Source organism: Citrobacter sp. Cc139, from assembly GCF_030334645.1.
In the GTDB taxonomy this organism is placed as follows: domain Bacteria; phylum Pseudomonadota; class Gammaproteobacteria; order Enterobacterales; family Enterobacteriaceae; genus Citrobacter; species Citrobacter werkmanii.
On sequence record NZ_JAOWDM010000073.1, the window covers coordinates 71,410 to 86,539 of the forward strand.

General features: G+C 50.2%; 18 protein-coding genes and 1 pseudogene. 10 read left to right on the forward strand and 9 right to left on the reverse strand.

What is annotated here, in order from left to right:
* The first annotated feature begins 86 nt into the window (after positions 1 to 86).
* From OGV69_RS07870 to OGV69_RS07885, 4 genes are all read left to right on the forward strand, one after another.
* Complete coding sequence (locus OGV69_RS07870) at positions 87 to 1,370, forward strand: YeaH/YhbH family protein (RefSeq protein WP_038640041.1); 1,284 nt, start codon at positions 87 to 89, stop codon at positions 1,368 to 1,370.
* Positions 1,371 to 1,524: 154 nt separating this feature from the next.
* Positions 1,525 to 3,015: a diguanylate cyclase DgcJ gene (dgcJ, locus tag OGV69_RS07875; protein ID WP_038640038.1), complete on the forward strand. Its 1,491-nt coding sequence runs from the start codon at positions 1,525 to 1,527 to the stop codon at positions 3,013 to 3,015.
* 44 nt (positions 3,016 to 3,059) lie between these two features.
* Positions 3,060 to 3,563 carry a YbaK/prolyl-tRNA synthetase associated domain-containing protein gene (locus OGV69_RS07880; protein ID WP_038640035.1) on the forward strand — a complete coding sequence of 168 codons (504 nt, stop codon included), beginning with the start codon at positions 3,060 to 3,062 and terminating at the stop codon, positions 3,561 to 3,563.
* 136 nt (positions 3,564 to 3,699) lie between these two features.
* Positions 3,700 to 4,146, forward strand: coding sequence for a DUF441 domain-containing protein (locus OGV69_RS07885; protein ID WP_085049524.1), 447 nt, complete (start codon positions 3,700 to 3,702; stop codon positions 4,144 to 4,146).
* Here the strand turns inward: OGV69_RS07885 and OGV69_RS07890 are convergent.
* Positions 4,129 to 4,921, reverse strand: a pseudogene (locus OGV69_RS07890) (AraC family transcriptional regulator); the annotation flags it as partial. The gene OGV69_RS07885 and the pseudogene OGV69_RS07890 overlap by 18 nt on opposite strands.
* Positions 4,922 to 5,020: 99 nt before the next feature.
* On the opposite strand from OGV69_RS07890, the gene OGV69_RS07895 reads away from it, so the two are divergent.
* Complete coding sequence (locus tag OGV69_RS07895; protein WP_069324302.1) at positions 5,021 to 6,208, forward strand: CynX/NimT family MFS transporter; 1,188 nt, start codon at positions 5,021 to 5,023, stop codon at positions 6,206 to 6,208.
* 37 nt (positions 6,209 to 6,245) lie between these two features.
* Here the strand turns inward: OGV69_RS07895 and OGV69_RS07900 are convergent, their stop codons facing one another.
* On the reverse strand, positions 6,246 to 6,953 hold the full coding sequence (locus OGV69_RS07900; RefSeq protein WP_069324303.1) for a CTP synthase C-terminal region-related (seleno)protein: 708 nt from the start codon (positions 6,951 to 6,953) through the stop codon (positions 6,246 to 6,248).
* A gap of 198 nt (positions 6,954 to 7,151) precedes the next feature.
* Between OGV69_RS07900 and OGV69_RS07905 the strand changes: the two genes are divergently transcribed.
* Complete coding sequence (locus OGV69_RS07905) at positions 7,152 to 7,499, forward strand: DUF488 domain-containing protein (RefSeq protein ID WP_038640022.1); 348 nt, start codon at positions 7,152 to 7,154, stop codon at positions 7,497 to 7,499.
* 7 nt (positions 7,500 to 7,506) lie between these two features.
* Here OGV69_RS07905 and OGV69_RS07910 read toward each other — a convergent pair whose 3' ends face one another.
* Positions 7,507 to 7,758 (reverse strand): putative hemolysin, encoded by a 252-nt coding sequence (locus OGV69_RS07910; protein WP_069324304.1) that lies wholly within the window; start codon positions 7,756 to 7,758, stop codon positions 7,507 to 7,509.
* A 186-nt stretch (positions 7,759 to 7,944) separates the two neighbouring features.
* Here OGV69_RS07910 and OGV69_RS07915 point away from each other — a divergent pair, with 186 nt between their 5' ends.
* The 3 genes from OGV69_RS07915 to yoaJ are packed head-to-tail and all read left to right on the forward strand — an operon-like array spanning position 7,945 to position 9,193.
* Positions 7,945 to 8,970, forward strand: a complete 1,026-nt coding sequence (locus OGV69_RS07915; protein ID WP_038640019.1) for a sensor domain-containing diguanylate cyclase — start codon at positions 7,945 to 7,947, stop codon at positions 8,968 to 8,970.
* A gap of 47 nt (positions 8,971 to 9,017) precedes the next feature.
* Positions 9,018 to 9,116: a YoaK family small membrane protein gene (locus OGV69_RS07920; protein WP_038640017.1), complete on the forward strand. Its 99-nt coding sequence runs from the start codon at positions 9,018 to 9,020 to the stop codon at positions 9,114 to 9,116.
* A 2-nt stretch (positions 9,117 to 9,118) separates the two neighbouring features.
* Positions 9,119 to 9,193, forward strand: coding sequence for a protein YoaJ (gene yoaJ, locus OGV69_RS07925; protein WP_099530266.1), 75 nt, complete (start codon positions 9,119 to 9,121; stop codon positions 9,191 to 9,193).
* A gap of 48 nt (positions 9,194 to 9,241) precedes the next feature.
* Here yoaJ and OGV69_RS07930 read toward each other — a convergent pair whose 3' ends face one another.
* Positions 9,242 to 9,490 carry a GlsB/YeaQ/YmgE family stress response membrane protein gene (locus OGV69_RS07930; protein WP_005120370.1) on the reverse strand — a complete coding sequence of 83 codons (249 nt, stop codon included), beginning with the start codon at positions 9,488 to 9,490 and terminating at the stop codon, positions 9,242 to 9,244.
* A gap of 363 nt (positions 9,491 to 9,853) precedes the next feature.
* Between OGV69_RS07930 and fdhF the strand changes: the two genes are divergently transcribed.
* A complete protein-coding gene (fdhF, locus tag OGV69_RS07935) occupies positions 9,854 to 12,001 on the forward strand; it encodes a formate dehydrogenase subunit alpha (protein ID WP_069324305.1) in 2,148 nt (715 codons plus the stop codon).
* Positions 12,002 to 12,053: 52 nt separating this feature from the next.
* Here fdhF and OGV69_RS07940 read toward each other — a convergent pair whose 3' ends face one another.
* The 5 genes from OGV69_RS07940 to zinT all read right to left on the reverse strand — a co-directional run bounded on the left by OGV69_RS07940 (position 12,054) and on the right by zinT (position 15,066).
* Entirely contained in the window at positions 12,054 to 12,698 is a 645-nt protein-coding gene (locus OGV69_RS07940) for a hypothetical protein (RefSeq protein WP_069324306.1), read from the reverse strand.
* A 218-nt stretch (positions 12,699 to 12,916) separates the two neighbouring features.
* A complete protein-coding gene (locus OGV69_RS07945; protein ID WP_003832433.1) occupies positions 12,917 to 13,099 on the reverse strand; it encodes a DUF1869 domain-containing protein in 183 nt (60 codons plus the stop codon).
* 3 nt (positions 13,100 to 13,102) lie between these two features.
* Positions 13,103 to 13,465, reverse strand: coding sequence for a DUF1971 domain-containing protein YeaR (yeaR, locus tag OGV69_RS07950; protein WP_038640001.1), 363 nt, complete (start codon positions 13,463 to 13,465; stop codon positions 13,103 to 13,105).
* 173 nt (positions 13,466 to 13,638) lie between these two features.
* Positions 13,639 to 14,277, reverse strand: coding sequence for a leucine efflux protein LeuE (leuE, locus tag OGV69_RS07955; RefSeq protein WP_032940118.1), 639 nt, complete (start codon positions 14,275 to 14,277; stop codon positions 13,639 to 13,641).
* Between the two features lie 138 nt (positions 14,278 to 14,415).
* The gene (gene zinT, locus OGV69_RS07960) at positions 14,416 to 15,066 is read right to left on the reverse strand and encodes a metal-binding protein ZinT (protein ID WP_069324307.1); all 651 of its coding nucleotides are present in this window, start codon (positions 15,064 to 15,066) and stop codon (positions 14,416 to 14,418) included.
* Positions 15,067 to 15,130: the final 64 nt, after the last annotated feature.

The following is a 15,130-nucleotide window of genomic DNA, read 5'->3' on the forward strand; positions in this document are numbered from 1 at the left end:
GTACGTGACTGGGTGAGCGAATGCAGCCAACGCGGAGACAACTTGAAGGATGAAGCGTAAGTTGGCAAATGCAGTACGGGGGGCTTATGACCTGGTTTATTGACCGGCGTCTTAACGGCAAAAACAAGAGCACGGTAAACCGCCAGCGCTTCTTACGCCGTTATAAATCGCAAATTAAACAGTCGATCTCCGAGGCCATTAACAAGCGTTCGGTGACTGATGTGGATAGCGGCGAATCTGTCTCTATTCCGACTGATGATATTAGCGAACCGATGTTTCATCAGGGGCGCGGTGGCTTGCGCCATCGTGTGCATCCGGGTAATGACCATTTTGTGCAGAATGACCGTATTGAACGTCCACAGGGCGGAGGCGGCGGTTCGGGAAGCGGGCAAGGCCAGGCGAGTCAGGATGGCGAGGGTCAGGATGAATTCGTCTTCCAGATTTCTAAAGATGAATATCTCGATCTGCTTTTCGAAGATTTAGCACTGCCAAACCTTAAACAGAATCAGCAGCGTCAGCTAACGGAGTACAAAACGCACCGGGCTGGTTTTACCTCTAACGGTGTGCCGGCCAACATCAGCGTGGTGCGCTCCCTGCAAAATTCACTGGCGCGTCGCACGGCAATGACGGCAGGTAAGCGTCGCGAACTGCATGCGCTCGAAGCGGATCTTGAGACCATCGCGAAAAGTGAACCGGCTCAGTTGCTGGAAGAGGAACGGTTACGCAAAGAAATTGCCGAACTACGGGCAAAAATCGAACGCGTGCCGTTTATCGACACCTTTGACTTACGCTACAAGAATTATGAAAAACGGCCCGATCCTTCCAGCCAGGCGGTGATGTTCTGTCTGATGGACGTCTCCGGTTCGATGGATCAGTCGACCAAAGATATGGCAAAGCGTTTTTATATTCTGCTGTATCTGTTCTTAAGCCGCACCTATAAGAACGTGGAAGTGGTTTATATTCGCCACCACACCCAGGCGAAAGAGGTAGATGAGCATGAGTTCTTCTACTCTCAGGAAACCGGGGGAACTATTGTCTCCAGCGCGCTGAAGTTAATGGATGAAGTGGTGAAAGACCGCTACGACCCTGCTCAGTGGAATATCTATGCCGCACAGGCGTCGGATGGTGATAACTGGGCGGATGATTCACCGTTGTGTCACGAGATTCTGGCGAAAAAACTGTTGCCGGTAGTGCGATATTACAGCTATATCGAAATTACCCGCCGCGCGCACCAGACCTTATGGCGTGAATATGAACATCTGCAATCAACCTTTGAAAATTTTGCGATGCAGCATATCCGCGATCAGGATGATATTTATCCGGTATTCCGCGAACTGTTTCATAAGCAAAGTACCACCAGCAATAATTAAGTAACCACTTTCGGCCGAGGCTCAGGCTTCGGCTGATTACATTACCCTGTATCATGATCGTGACATTTTGCAATGGTTTATCCCGCCGCTTCGTTAGAGCGAATGTGGAGCATGTGGTAAAATCGCATCTCTAACCTATGGGCTGTAATTCATTATGAAGTTGCATCATAAAGCGCTCAGGCTCTTTATCTCAGTCAGCGTTGTTGTTTTGACATCTTCTTTTTTAGTTTATGAACTCATTGCCAGCGATAAGGCAATGAATGCCTATATGCGCTATATCAATGAGAAAGCCGACTCCTCCTTTCTCTATGATAAGTACACCAATCAGAGTATTGCAGCCCATCTGATGCGCACATTTTCATCCCCTAAGGAACCCGCATCTGTCGAACAACAAAAAGCGTTCTGCGATGCTTTCGATAGCGTTAACGGTACACATGGGCTCAATCTCACAGCGCATAATTATCTGCCATTACACGGTACGTTGCAGACCACCTCTACGAAATGTAGCGGGCAACTTGAAGACGTATTCCTGTTACCCTCTTTTGACCGGGCGGTGAACGTCAATCGCCTGCAAAAGGATTATGGGCAGGGATTAGGGACGCTGGAGTATAAATTTCGCTACTACGTCGATCTGAAAAATAACTACGTCTATTTCTATGACCTGATCGACTCACGGAAATTTGCGATACACAACTGGACATTTTTGCAAAAAGGCTCGCTGGGAATCGATCAGAATGATATTGACGGTATTTTCACTGGTCGAACGGTGATCTCCAGTATTTATGAGGATAACCTGACCGAGAAAAAGGTGATGAGCTTTTTAACGCCGGTCTACTATGCCGGTAAGCTAAAAGGCGTGGTGATGGTGGATATTAACAAAGAAAATTTAAAAAATATCTTTTATACCAGCGATCGCCCTCTCGTCTGGCGTTTTCTTAACGTGACGCTCTCGGATATCAGCTCAGGAAAAGAGATTATTGTTCACCAAAGTGAGACCCATTTATTCCGCTACGTTCACTACGAGAAGGACATCCCTGGCGGCATACGCGTCACGTTATCTCTTGATTTTATGTACTTTATCGTCTCATCATGGAAAATATTTGCCTTTTATCTTCTGGCAACGATATTGCTGCTGAATATGGTCAGAACTCATTTTCGGTTGTATCACAACGTCACGCGGGAAAATATCAGCGATGCGATGACTGGACTCTATAACCGTAAAATTTTGACGCCGATGCTCGAACAGCGTTTGCAGCAGTTGGTGAACACGGGAACCCTCGTGACCTTTATCGCCATTGATTGCGATAAGCTTAAAGTGATTAATGACACATTGGGGCATAAGGAAGGCGATCGCATTATCACCCTTCTGGCTAAAGCCATTCAAACCTCGATTCGCAAAAGCGACTATGCCATCCGACTCGGCGGGGATGAATTTTGCATTATCCTCATCAATCATCCCAGTGAATTAACGCACCGCGTGCTGGAACGGATTCGCTACAACTTACAAATTATTGCGCAAGATATATCAATCAGCTTCTCTGCCGGGATTTATAATATGCAGCCAAACGACACCATTGATGATGCTTACAAAGCATCGGATGCCCAACTCTATCTGAACAAACAGAAAAAACGCACCGATGCGTAATCATTTTTCAGCCAGGATTTTCATTGTTGTACCAGGAGCAAGTCATGACGGAAGTGAACAAAGGTAACGCAACGCATCAGCGTTTAATTTCGTTATTATCAGAACAAGGCGCGACGTATCGCGTGGTTAGCCATGAAGCCGTCGGCAAATGTGAAGCGGTCTCTGAAATTCGCGGTACTGCACTGGGCCAGGGGGCAAAAGCGCTGGTCTGTAAAGTAAAGGGTAACGGCGTTAATCAGCATGTTCTGGCGATTCTCTCTGCCGACCAGCAGGCCGACCTGAGCCTGTTGGCCGGCCATATCGGCGGGTTGAGAGCGTCGCTCGCCAGCCCGGCGGAAGTCGATGAACTGACGGGTTGCGTATTTGGCGCCATCCCACCATTTAGTTTCCATCCGAATCTCAAACTGGTCGCCGATCCGCTGTTGTTTGAACGTTTTACTGAAATTGCGTTCAATGCCGGAATGCTGGAAAAATCCGTGATCATGGATACTGCTGATTACCTGCGAATTGCACAACCGGAATTAATTTCGTTCCGCCGCGTTCAATAACAGCCGAGTTAGCAGCAAATAACGCCGCATCGTGCATTAGCTCAAAAAAATCATAATTATTAAATAAAGCCTGTTCCGTCACGCGTTTACGCGTACAGTAAGCAGGCTTATTTTTTCTTTTGGCAAGGAAACTACGATGTTTGATGTCACTCTGCTGATCCTCCTCGGACTGGCAGCTCTGGGCTTTGTCAGCCACAACACCACTGTCGCTGTTTCAATTCTGGTGCTGATCATCGTCCGTGTAACCCCTCTGAATACGTTCTTTCCGTGGATTGAAAAACAGGGACTGACCATCGGGATTATTATTCTGACTATCGGCGTAATGGCACCGATCGCCAGCGGAACGCTACCGCCCTCCACGCTCATTCACTCCTTTGTAAACTGGAAATCACTGGTCGCGATTGCCGTCGGCGTGGTTGTCTCCTGGCTTGGCGGGCGCGGCGTCACGTTGATGGGCAGCCAGCCCCAGCTTGTGGCCGGTTTACTGGTCGGTACGGTGCTGGGCGTGGCGCTGTTTCGCGGCGTACCGGTGGGGCCGCTTATTGCGGCAGGTCTGGTCTCGTTGATTGTTGGGAAGCAGTAGCAAGTCAGCTCAGATAACGGCCTGGGGTCTGCCCCAGGCCTTTTTTGAACATCGTGATAAATGCGGTGGTTGAATCATAACCGAGCATTTGCGCGACCTGCTGAACATTATGACCATCGATCAGCGCCTGCAGCGCCAGAATCAACTGCAGCTGATGACGCCAGCGGCGAAAGCTCAATCCCGTTTCCTTGACGACCAGCCGGGCAAGGTTGCGCTCACTCATCGCAAATACGTCGGCCCACTGCCCCAGCGTCTGCCATTGGGCAGGCTCTCGCGCCATTGTCGCGACCATTCTGCGGATTTTCGGATGATCGGAAACCGGTAACTGCAGTTGCTCCTGCGGTTGCTGCGGGAGTTCATCAAACAACACCTGCGTCAGTCGCTGAGTTGACGGTTCCAGTCGTTGGTCGTCCGTTTTCGACGCCAGCGAGAGAATGAGCTCCCGGCACAAGGGAGATATCTTTAGCGTACAACAACGCTCAGGCATCACGACGGCATGAGGTTCAATAAACAAGAAACACAATTGTGCGCCTACGGTTACATGGTTACTGTGCGGAATTTCACCAGGGATCCACACCGCATATTGGGGAGGCACCATCCACATGGCATTTTCGACCTCGCAGGTAATCGCGCCATGCAAAGCCAGAATCAACTGCCCCTTACGATGCTGATGCAGCGGACTAAAGAGTTCATCTTCCCGGGCCTGAATGCAGAACGCCACCGCGGCATCATGGTGAAGGTCAGGTTCATACCCATCCAATCTTAGTCCCAACATAAGAATGTCCGATTTTAGCGATAAACTGTCATTTTAGCTTGATTCACTCATGGCGTAAAAACGCTAAGGTATCGCCTCGCCTGACAAGATGAGAAAAAAATGATAAATACGCCTTCCTCCCGCGGTAAAAACGCTGCTTTGCTGATCGCGGGTATCCTGATGATTGCCACCACGCTGCGCGTTACCTTTACCGGCGCCGCCCCGCTGTTAGATGCAATTCGTGCCGACTACGGTCTGAGCACTGCCCAAACGGGACTGTTGACCACCCTTCCGCTGCTGGCCTTCGCGCTGGTATCCCCTCTGGCCGCAGCCGTTGCGCGCCGCTGGGGCATCGAACGCAGCCTGTTTGCCGCTATGCTGCTGATTTGCGCAGGTATTACGATACGCTCGCTGCCCTCACCGGAATTGCTGTTTAGCGGCACCGCTATCATCGGGTGCGGAATCGCCCTGGGAAATGTCCTGTTGCCAGGGCTGATTAAGCGTGATTATGCCCAGCATGTGGCAAAACTTACTGGTGCTTACTCGCTGACCATGGGCGCAGCGGCGGCGCTGGGTTCAGCCATGGTTGTTCCGCTGGCGTTGAATGGATTTGGCTGGCGCGGCGCACTGATGGTACTGATGATTTTTCCGCTGCTGGCGCTGGTTATCTGGTTACCCCAATGTCGTCAGACGGGCAATGCCAGCTTGAGTAACTCACGCGCATTACATTCCCGTGCTATCTGGCGCTCCAGCCTCGCCTGGCAGGTGACCCTGTTTCTGGGAATCAACTCGCTTATCTATTACGTGATCATCGGCTGGTTACCCGCCATTTTAATCAGCCACGGCTACAGCGAGGCGCAGGCCGGTTCGTTGCACGGTTTGCTGCAACTGGCGACCGCCGCGCCAGGGTTATTGATTCCCCTCGTCCTGAACAGATTTAAGGATCAGCGTGCCATCGCCGCCCTGGTTTCAGTAATGTGCGCCATTGGCGCGGCGGGATTCGCCATAATGCCCGACCAGGCTTTACTGTGGACCATTCTGTTTGGCTTTGGCTCAGGTGCGACCATGATCCTCGGCTTGACCTTCATTGGCCTGCGCGCAAGTTCCGCACATCAGGCCGCGGCGTTGTCCGGAATGGCGCAGTCTGTCGGCTATTTACTGGCCGCCTGCGGGCCGCCCTTGATGGGTAAAATTCACGACCTCAACGGTAGCTGGCTGATTCCATTAGCGGGTGTCGCCGCGTTAGCGATGCTGATGGCCGTGTTTGGTCTGTGCGCTGGGCGCGATCGGGAGATCGCGAACGCATAATGTAGCGGGCAGGTTAGCTAACCTCCTGCCCGGCATTTTATCCCCGCGCGGCGCGGAGCATCACCTGGACTAACGGCACGGGTTTTCCCGCCAGCGCGCCACGTTCATGCTGAAAGAGTGTGCCAACAAAGAAAGGATGCGTTACCAGTTCAATGGCGCGAATATCCCCGGCGTCATCCCAACCGGTCACCCGGAGATCGCCGCTCTCAAGCTCGGTGGCAAAAGCGTCCGACACACCATAGTTGCAGTGATACCCCTCCGTGATAGCATCGCGTCCATAGGCTTTCGCAATCAGCGTATTGGCCCGGAGCTCAATATCATCCGTTTTTTCAACCAACGAGCAGGTCAACGGCGCGATCACCATTCGCCCAGCGGTATCCGTTTCAGCATGCGCGGCATCACTCCAGCCCAGTACGTTTCGGGCATACTCCAGTATGGCGTGTTGGAAACCACCACAGGTGCCTAAAAATGGAATGCTGTTCTCGCGTGCGTAGCGTATCGCAATCAGCGCCCCTTCCGGGTGTCGATAGGGGCTGCCTGGCACGACCCAGATGGCATCATAGCCAATCAGATCTTCGCTGCTGTTGATATCGGAAGTGGTTAGCCAGTCATAATCAGCCACCAACTCCAGCACGGCAGCAGCATCATCAATGGCAAGGGGAATCGCCTGGTGCGCCACTATATCTGGGTTGTAATCGCCCACCAGCGCAATGCGAAGCGTATCTTTTATCGGGGAAATGTCCATTAAGGTTTCCTTATGTCCAGACAATAAGGGACAACATAAGGAGCCTCAGCCTACCGACTTTTCATCGGTATCACAATCCCTTAAATTGGGAGTCCAGGCTGGCAAAATGCTATAATGGTCACGTTTTAGGATCTTATTTAACCGTCCTAAAAATGATGCTAAATACCAACGCGGCGGCTTAATGGAGCGGATGAAAAGATGAATATTCAGTGTAAACGCGTGTATGACCCGGCAGAAACAAGCGATGGTTATCGCGTTCTGGTCGATCGGTTGTGGCCACGGGGGATAAAAAAGACCGACCTTGCTTTCAATGAATGGAATAAAGCGCTGACGCCGTCATCAGATTTACGTAAAGCATTCCACGCAGAGCTGATTGATTTTTCTCACTTCTCCCAGCAGTACCGTAGCGAACTGGCCCAACAGCAGCAGGAAGGGAAGCGCCTCGCAGAGATTGCCCGGCAGCAAACCTTAACGCTACTGTATGCGGCGAAGAATACTCAGCAAAACCACGCGCTGGTGCTGGCTGAATGGCTACGTCAATGCTAACAGCGGATCACTTCCCCGCTGCCGGATGATCTCTACGCCAGAGTTCCCATTCATCTATTACTTCCCCTCCGGGGAGTTTGCAGTCAGACCTTACCCCTTGCGGAGTCTGCACCGTAATCAGCGAGCCGCCCTTTTGTTCGCAATACACCGATGCCGGATTCGCCATGCCAATTTTCGGTGGCATTGGCGCTTCCGGTTGTGGGGCACTACACCCTGCCAGCACCAGCATGCCGGGCAAAATAACAGACGCCAGTTTCATATCAACTCCTGCTAAGAACGTTATCCGGCAAGATTACCCCGACTCCTCATATATCTCCATGTTTTACCACCGGGCTTCAATTTTATGTTTACATTTTAACCGGGAGCACGTGTTTCATCTTTCACCTTGATGTTCTATCATGCGGGCAACGCCAGCCTTGTCATTACTCAGGAGTATTTACACCTCATGTCGGACATGATCCTCGCCAGAGTCTCACAATCCTTAGCCACGGAGCAGTCTGTTGAGAGTCTGGTTCGGCAACTTCTGGAGATGCTGGAGGTGGTGACAGAGATGGAATCAACCTATTTAACCAAGGTCGATTTAGATGCTCGCCTGCAGCATATTTTGTACGCGCGCAATAGCAAACAAATGCAGATCCCGGAAGGGCTGTCCGTCCCGTGGGATGAGACGCTATGCAAACGCGCCATCGAAGATAACTGTCTGTATAGCGACAACGTGCCCGCACGCTGGCCGGAATGCAGCGCAGCCCGCGCGCTGGAAATCACTACGTTTCTCAGCACGCCTGTTCATCTTCCGGACGGAACGTTTTACGGTACGCTCTGCGCCACCAGTCGCCGCCAGCAGGCATTGAGCGAGCGAGGTGAACAGGTGCTGAATCTGTTTGCCGGCCTGATCGCCCAGTCTATTCAAAAAGAGTCGCTGGTCGCTCAGTTACGCGAAGCCAACGCCGCGCTGATTGCGTATTCCTACACCGATGCGCTGACCGGGTTACCGAACCGGCGCTCGATTTTTGAAAATGTTGAAACCCTATTTTCGCTTGCCCGACATCTCCGGCAGAAGGTCGTCGTTGCCTATATTGATTTGGATGATTTCAAACTGATTAATGACCGCTTTGGTCATGAAGTTGGCGACCAGTTCCTGATCCAGATCGGACAGCGCCTGCTCCACGAATGCAGCGACAATGATATCCTTGGTCGACTGGGCGGTGACGAATTTTTAGTCGTTAGCCTGTCGCCGGAAGATGAAAGCGATCGGTGTGAGCGCCTGCAAAAGGTGAAAAATCAGCTGCAACAGCGCATTTGCGGCGACTATCACTTGGGCAGCGTCCATCTGTTTTATCCTGGCGCCAGCCTGGGCGTGGTGGAAATTGATCCGCATGAGACCGATGTAAACTGTGCGCTCCACATGGCAGACAGCGCAATGTACAAAGATAAAAAGCGACAGGATAAAACCACTTTTGTCGTACATTAAGCCCTGCTATGCTGGCTCGTCTTTAAATAACTCTGGCAGATAATCCTATGCGACTCGGTATTATTTTCCCCGTCATTATTTTTATTTCCGCTGTCGTTTTCTTATCCTGGTTTTTTGTTGGCGGCTACGCTGCGCCGGGTGCATAACGATGAAAAAAACAACGCTCATAATGATTGGCGTGGCTATCATCGTGGTTCTGGGAACGGAACTGGGCTGGTGGTAACTAATAAAAAGGCCACATATCAGTGGCCTTTCCTCTCTGTATATTGAGTTAGCTTTTGATCTTTCTGTAGATAAACAGCACCACGATCGCGCCGATAACCGCTACGACGAAACTGCCGAAGTTGAAACCATCAACTTTGCCAAAGCCAAAGAAGGTACTGATCCAGCCGCCAACCACCGCACCAACAACCCCCAGGATAATGGTCATAAAGAATCCGCCGCCATCTTTACCCGGCATAATCCATTTTGCCAAAATCCCCGCGATAAGACCGAAAATCACCCATGAAATAATGCCCATTATTTTCCTCACTTATGTTTTCTAAGTTAACGATTGACTCGTTGTATAAAAGCATAGCATAGCGCTGAAAAATTATAATTTGTGATCGGCATCACCTGTAATTTTCATCTTTTTCTGATGTTTCATAGAGTTAGACCAACGACAAAACGGTGATATTTTTGACGCTTCTCGTCAATAGTGACGAATCGACAGTCATTCCTCTCTGCTCTCTGGGCAGCACCCCCTGCCAATGCTGGGTTTTCATTTTTGGCATGCTTTATGCTTTAACAACCCGTCACTACGACACATCGTAGCCCGTGATATCTATTCACGTGGCTTCGTCTACAATTCGCGCTATTTCAGCATTTAACAGGTCTGTTATTGATGAAAAAAATCACCAGTGTATGCCCATACTGTGGGGCCGGGTGCAAGCTCAAGCTTGTTGTTGAAAATAACAAAATCATCCGCGCCGAAGCCGCTGAGGGTGTAACGAACCAAAATCAGTTATGCCTGAAAGGCTATTATGGTTGGGACTTTCTGAACGACACCCGCCTTCTGACTCCCCGTCTGACTCGCCCGATGATCCGTTATGAAAAAGGTGGAAAATTCACTCCCGTTAGCTGGGATGAGGCCATTCGTTACACCGCTAAACGCTTATCTGAAATCAAAAATACCTATGGTCCTCGCGCCATCATGACGACAGGTTCCTCCCGAGGAACAGGCAATGAGACCAACTACGTGATGCAAAAATTCGCCCGTGGGGTGCTCAACACCAACAATGTCGACTGCTGTGCCCGCGTCTGTCACGGCCCTTCCGTTGCGGGTCTACAGGAAACGCTGGGCAATGGCGCAATGAGCAACTCCATCAGCGACATTGAAAACTCAAAATGCCTGCTCATCTTTGGTTATAACTGCGCGGACTCACACCCCATAGTGGCCCGTCGGGTGATTAAAGCTCGTCAGAACGGCGCGAAAATCATTGTTTGCGACCCTCGCCGTATTGAAACCGCGCGTATCGCCGATCAGTATTTGCAGTTAAAAAATGGCTGCAACATGGCGCTGGTCAACGCTTTTGGCCATGTGCTTATTGAAGAGCAGCTTTACGATCGCGAGTACGTGCATAAACATGCCGAAGGTCTGGAAACATACTGGGAAACCGTTAAGGACTATGCCCCTGAAGCCGTAGAACATTTAACCGGCGTCCCTGCACAACAGGTTCGTCAGGCGATGCGTACATTTGCCGCGGCGCCATCGGCAACCGTGATGTGGGGGATGGGCGTCACGCAGTTTGGCCAGGCCGTTGATGTGGTGCGTGGACTGTCGAGCCTGGCCTTACTGACCGGGAATCTGGGACGTCCAAACGTCGGCGTTGGCCCGGTACGCGGGCAAAATAACGTGCAGGGCGCATGTGATATGGGCGTACTGCCTAACCAGTTTCCGGGGTATCAGGACGTGACCGATTTTGCCGTCAGGGAGAAATTCGCCACCGCCTGGGGGATTGACGTTAATCAGATGGATGACAAGGTCGGAACGCGCATCACCGAAGTTCCGCATCTGGCGATTGAGGGCAAAATAAAAGCCTACTACATCATGGGCGAAGATCCGCTGCAAACCGAGGCTGATTTGGGGCTGGTCCGGGAAGGATTTAACGCGCTCGATTTTATCGTCGTGCAGGATATCTTCATGACCAAAACGGCAGAGATGGCCGACGTCCTGTTGCCTGCAACATCATGGGGCGAACACGGTGGCGTCTTTACCTGCGCCGATCGTGGTTTCCAGCGTTTTGAGAAAGCGATTGAACCCCACGGGGATGTTAAACGTGACTGGGAAATTATCAGTCTGTTGGCCAGCGAAATGGGCTATCCGATGCAGTATCAAAATAATCAGCAAATCTGGGATGAGATGCGCGAACTGTGCCCGCTATTCTATGGCGTGACCTATGAGAAAATGGGTGAGATGGGCCATGTTCAGTGGCCTTGTCCGGATCTCGATCACCCGGGTACACCGTATCTTTACGCACACAGCCAGTTTGATACCGCGAATGGCAAAGGCAAACTGTTTGCCGCTCCGTGGCGCGCTCCTGCTGAAGTCCCTGATGAGAACTATCCGCTGGTATTGTGTACTGTGCGCGAGGTCGGACACTACTCCTGCCGCTCCATGACCGGCAACTGCGCGGCATTACAGGCGCTGGCTGATGAGCCAGGGTATGTTCAAATCAACACCGATGATGCAGAAAAACTGGGTATCCGTCATCGTGACCTGGTGTGGGTAAGCTCGCGCCGAGGCAAGGTCATCAGCCGTGCGGATGTCTCCGAGCGTATTAATGCCGGCACAGTGTATATGACCTATCAATGGTGGATTGGCGCGTGTAATGAGCTAACACAGGATAACCTTGATCCGATCTCGAAAACGCCGGAAACCAAATATTGTGCTGTCAAAATTGAGCACATTACCGATCAGGGATGGGCGGAGAAGTATGCCGCACAAACGTACAGCGAAATGAAATCACGCTTGTGTGAGGCCATTGCGTAAATTATCGTCCTGACCGCCTGAGTCTGGCCTTCCAGACTCAGGCCTTTTCCAACTACTTCGCCAGATGCGGTTCACTGAAGCAAATAGCGGCAGGCTCATGCTGTTTATCCCGCTGCATAAAACCGAGGTTCATCAGAAACAATCCCACCATAAACGGCAGTTCGTACAATTCTTCAATCAAATCGCCGTAACTGGCGTTATGCAAAAAGACAGGCGCCAGCAGGCGATGATGCTCCACTGTATCGGAAATCAAAAATGCGCAGACGGTGATCGCCAGTAGCCACAGCGGTAGCGGTTCATTACGCAAGCGCCGGGCAATATCCTGGCGTAGGTGCTTCGACAGCAGGACCGGCAGAATAATCATCGCAATTAACACGACTGAGATAGCTCTGAACAGCAGTTTAGGATGCTCCGGGAAGTAATCACGGCCCCAACTGGTGCTTCGGCCCAGTAATACCAGCCACCATACCGCCGCCCAAAGCCAAAATTGCTTCTCGCCTGCAGGACGCGATAAAGGCCGGATGTAGCAGACAGTAAATACAGCACCAAACAATAACCATAGCGCCTGGCCATTTTCAATCCATGTGACAACCGCGCCATTGAGCAGAGGAAGATGCCAGTTTGCGGTGAACGGGATCGCGACGAGGACCAGTCCAAGAATGAATGCGGATAATGTAAGTCGGGTATTCAATTTCATAAGCGCGAAGTTCTGTATTGTTACTATTTCACGATCATAACCCCTATGAATGTTCAACTATTAGCAAACGATGCGAATTTCTTAAGGTATTCTTAAGAAATCTTTTTCCAGACTGCGATCTATCCGGCGCAAATAAAAAACCGCCCTGCGTTATCAAAATGCAGTGCGGTTTTCAAGTTAAGAATCAATCAGTTCAAACGGTATCAGAAGTGAAAGCCCTACCATCCGCAGACTTCATGCTCATTTTCGGTATCGTATGAACGGACGGTATTGACCAGGTCTTTGACCACTTCTGCCGCGACATCCGGAACCAATAATGTCATCGGTGCTTCGGTTTCGTAATCAACAGACACACCGTTGCTGTTATTGGTTACTGTGACGGTATAGGTTGCTTTGCCCATGATTTACTCCTTGCCAGTGCGCACGACTTTTCGTTGATTTGCACTCTCCATCAGTACTTCCGGGGCAACGAAAAAATCGATATTAAAGTAAGTGTCGTCGGTCATCACTTCGATGTTATGCCATTTTTCCGGCGGAAAAACGCCAAACTGACCGGCCTCAATAACCATCACCTCTACTGGCTCTGGGCTGTGTTCATCTGCGTAGCCGAGATATTTGACCGCCCCCTGCATAACTGACAGTCGAGGATAAACCCCGGCACGGGTGCCTTTATCAAGGTGGCGTTCGAAAATTCCGGCAGGTGCAGTTTGTTTGTTCCAGAACGGAGTTGAGCGTGTATGGATATGATTCTGTGGAATTTGAAGCATTTTTCTTCCCTTTTCCAGTCGACAACCAGCGAGTCTTATTGAACCGCTGCTGTGTACAGAGTACGCCTCAAAATATACATTTAAAATACCATTTATTGGTTATAACCATTAGCTGATATGTGTGGGGAAGAAAAGCTTAATATTGAAGCCCGCCATATTCAGCGGGCCAATGATTACGACTGAAGCGTCGCCAGACGGGCAGCAAAACCAACGAAAATCAGACCGATAAGGGAGTTACCCACCTTAGCCAACTTCTTCTTGGTACGAATGTACTGGGTCACAAACGCGCCGGAAAAAATAAGGAAACTCAGGTAGAAAAAGCTCACTATCTCAAGCGTTATAGCCAGGATAAAGAATGACAGCCCTGAGTGCGGCGCATTGACATCAATGAACTGCACGAAGAACGAAACATAAAACAGGATTGCTTTCGGATTAGTCAGGCTCAGAATTAAGGCGCGCTTAAAAATGGCGCCAAACGGGACTTCCTCAGCCGCGGCGTCGCTTGCCTTTGATTTCAGTGTGGCGTACAGGATCTTCGCACCGAGATACAGCAGATAAAAAGCGCCGAGATAACGAACGATATTAAATAAAACAGGCGTGGTTTTGATCAAGGCGGCAACACCGGCATAGGCCAAAAACATCAACACAGCATCACCGATAAACACACCGCTTGCGGCGAGATAACCGCCCTTCACTCCCCGACCAACGCTATTCTTCAACACAAATATCGTATTTGGCCCGGGAACCAGCACGATAAAAATAGCCCCCACCAGATATGTCCAGTAATTCAGAACTCCATACTCTGCAAACACGTTAACCTCTTCCTGAAAAAACACATGCACTTGCTGCAAGACAATATGCTAACGAATGCGCAGGGGGATGGAAAGAGAAGGTTGTTAATTAAAATACCCGCCACCGGCGGCGGGTATGTACCGTTAACTTAGGCCGGATTAATGGTGCAGCATCTCATCCACCACCTCTTCGCCTTTCAACTGATAAGGATAGTAGGTAGGCCAGTTCTCCATTTCTTCGAGCAAGGCTGCCTGCGAGGTATTTCCCATAAAAATATGGAAGTGGCTTGACTTGCGCGGAGCAATGATATGATCGCTGAACTGGACGTATTTAGGCGCTTTGCTATCAGCAGCTTTACACTCAAACAAATAACGTACACCTTTCTTGCCTGATTTATAGTGCAAGATTTTATATCCGGCATAATCGTATTTGCATGATGTAACCTGATTACCGGTATGAAATTCCATCACACCATTTTCAATGCCGATGGTGTCTACGTTAGTTGCATAGCCTTGACGGTAATAATCTTTAATCTGTTCTGCCGTTTTGCTTTTATCTTTCTCCGCTTTCTTTTTGAATACCGGATCAAGTTCGCCACTGACCAGATACGGATAGACAGATTGCCACATGCCATCCCAGTCAGTCAGCGCTCTGTTCTGTACCTGATCATCATCAAACACGCCTTCTGACGCCTTTTGTTCTGTTTCACTCATCGGAACACCATGTGAATGGTGACCGTGTGCCAAAACCTGACCACTGACCAAAATCATCCCCAGAGCGATTGCCAGTTTTTTAAAATGAATAGCCAAAATTTCACCCTCAAATCGTTTGCGAGTGAAATGTTATAATATAACATAGCCATTTAATCAACGT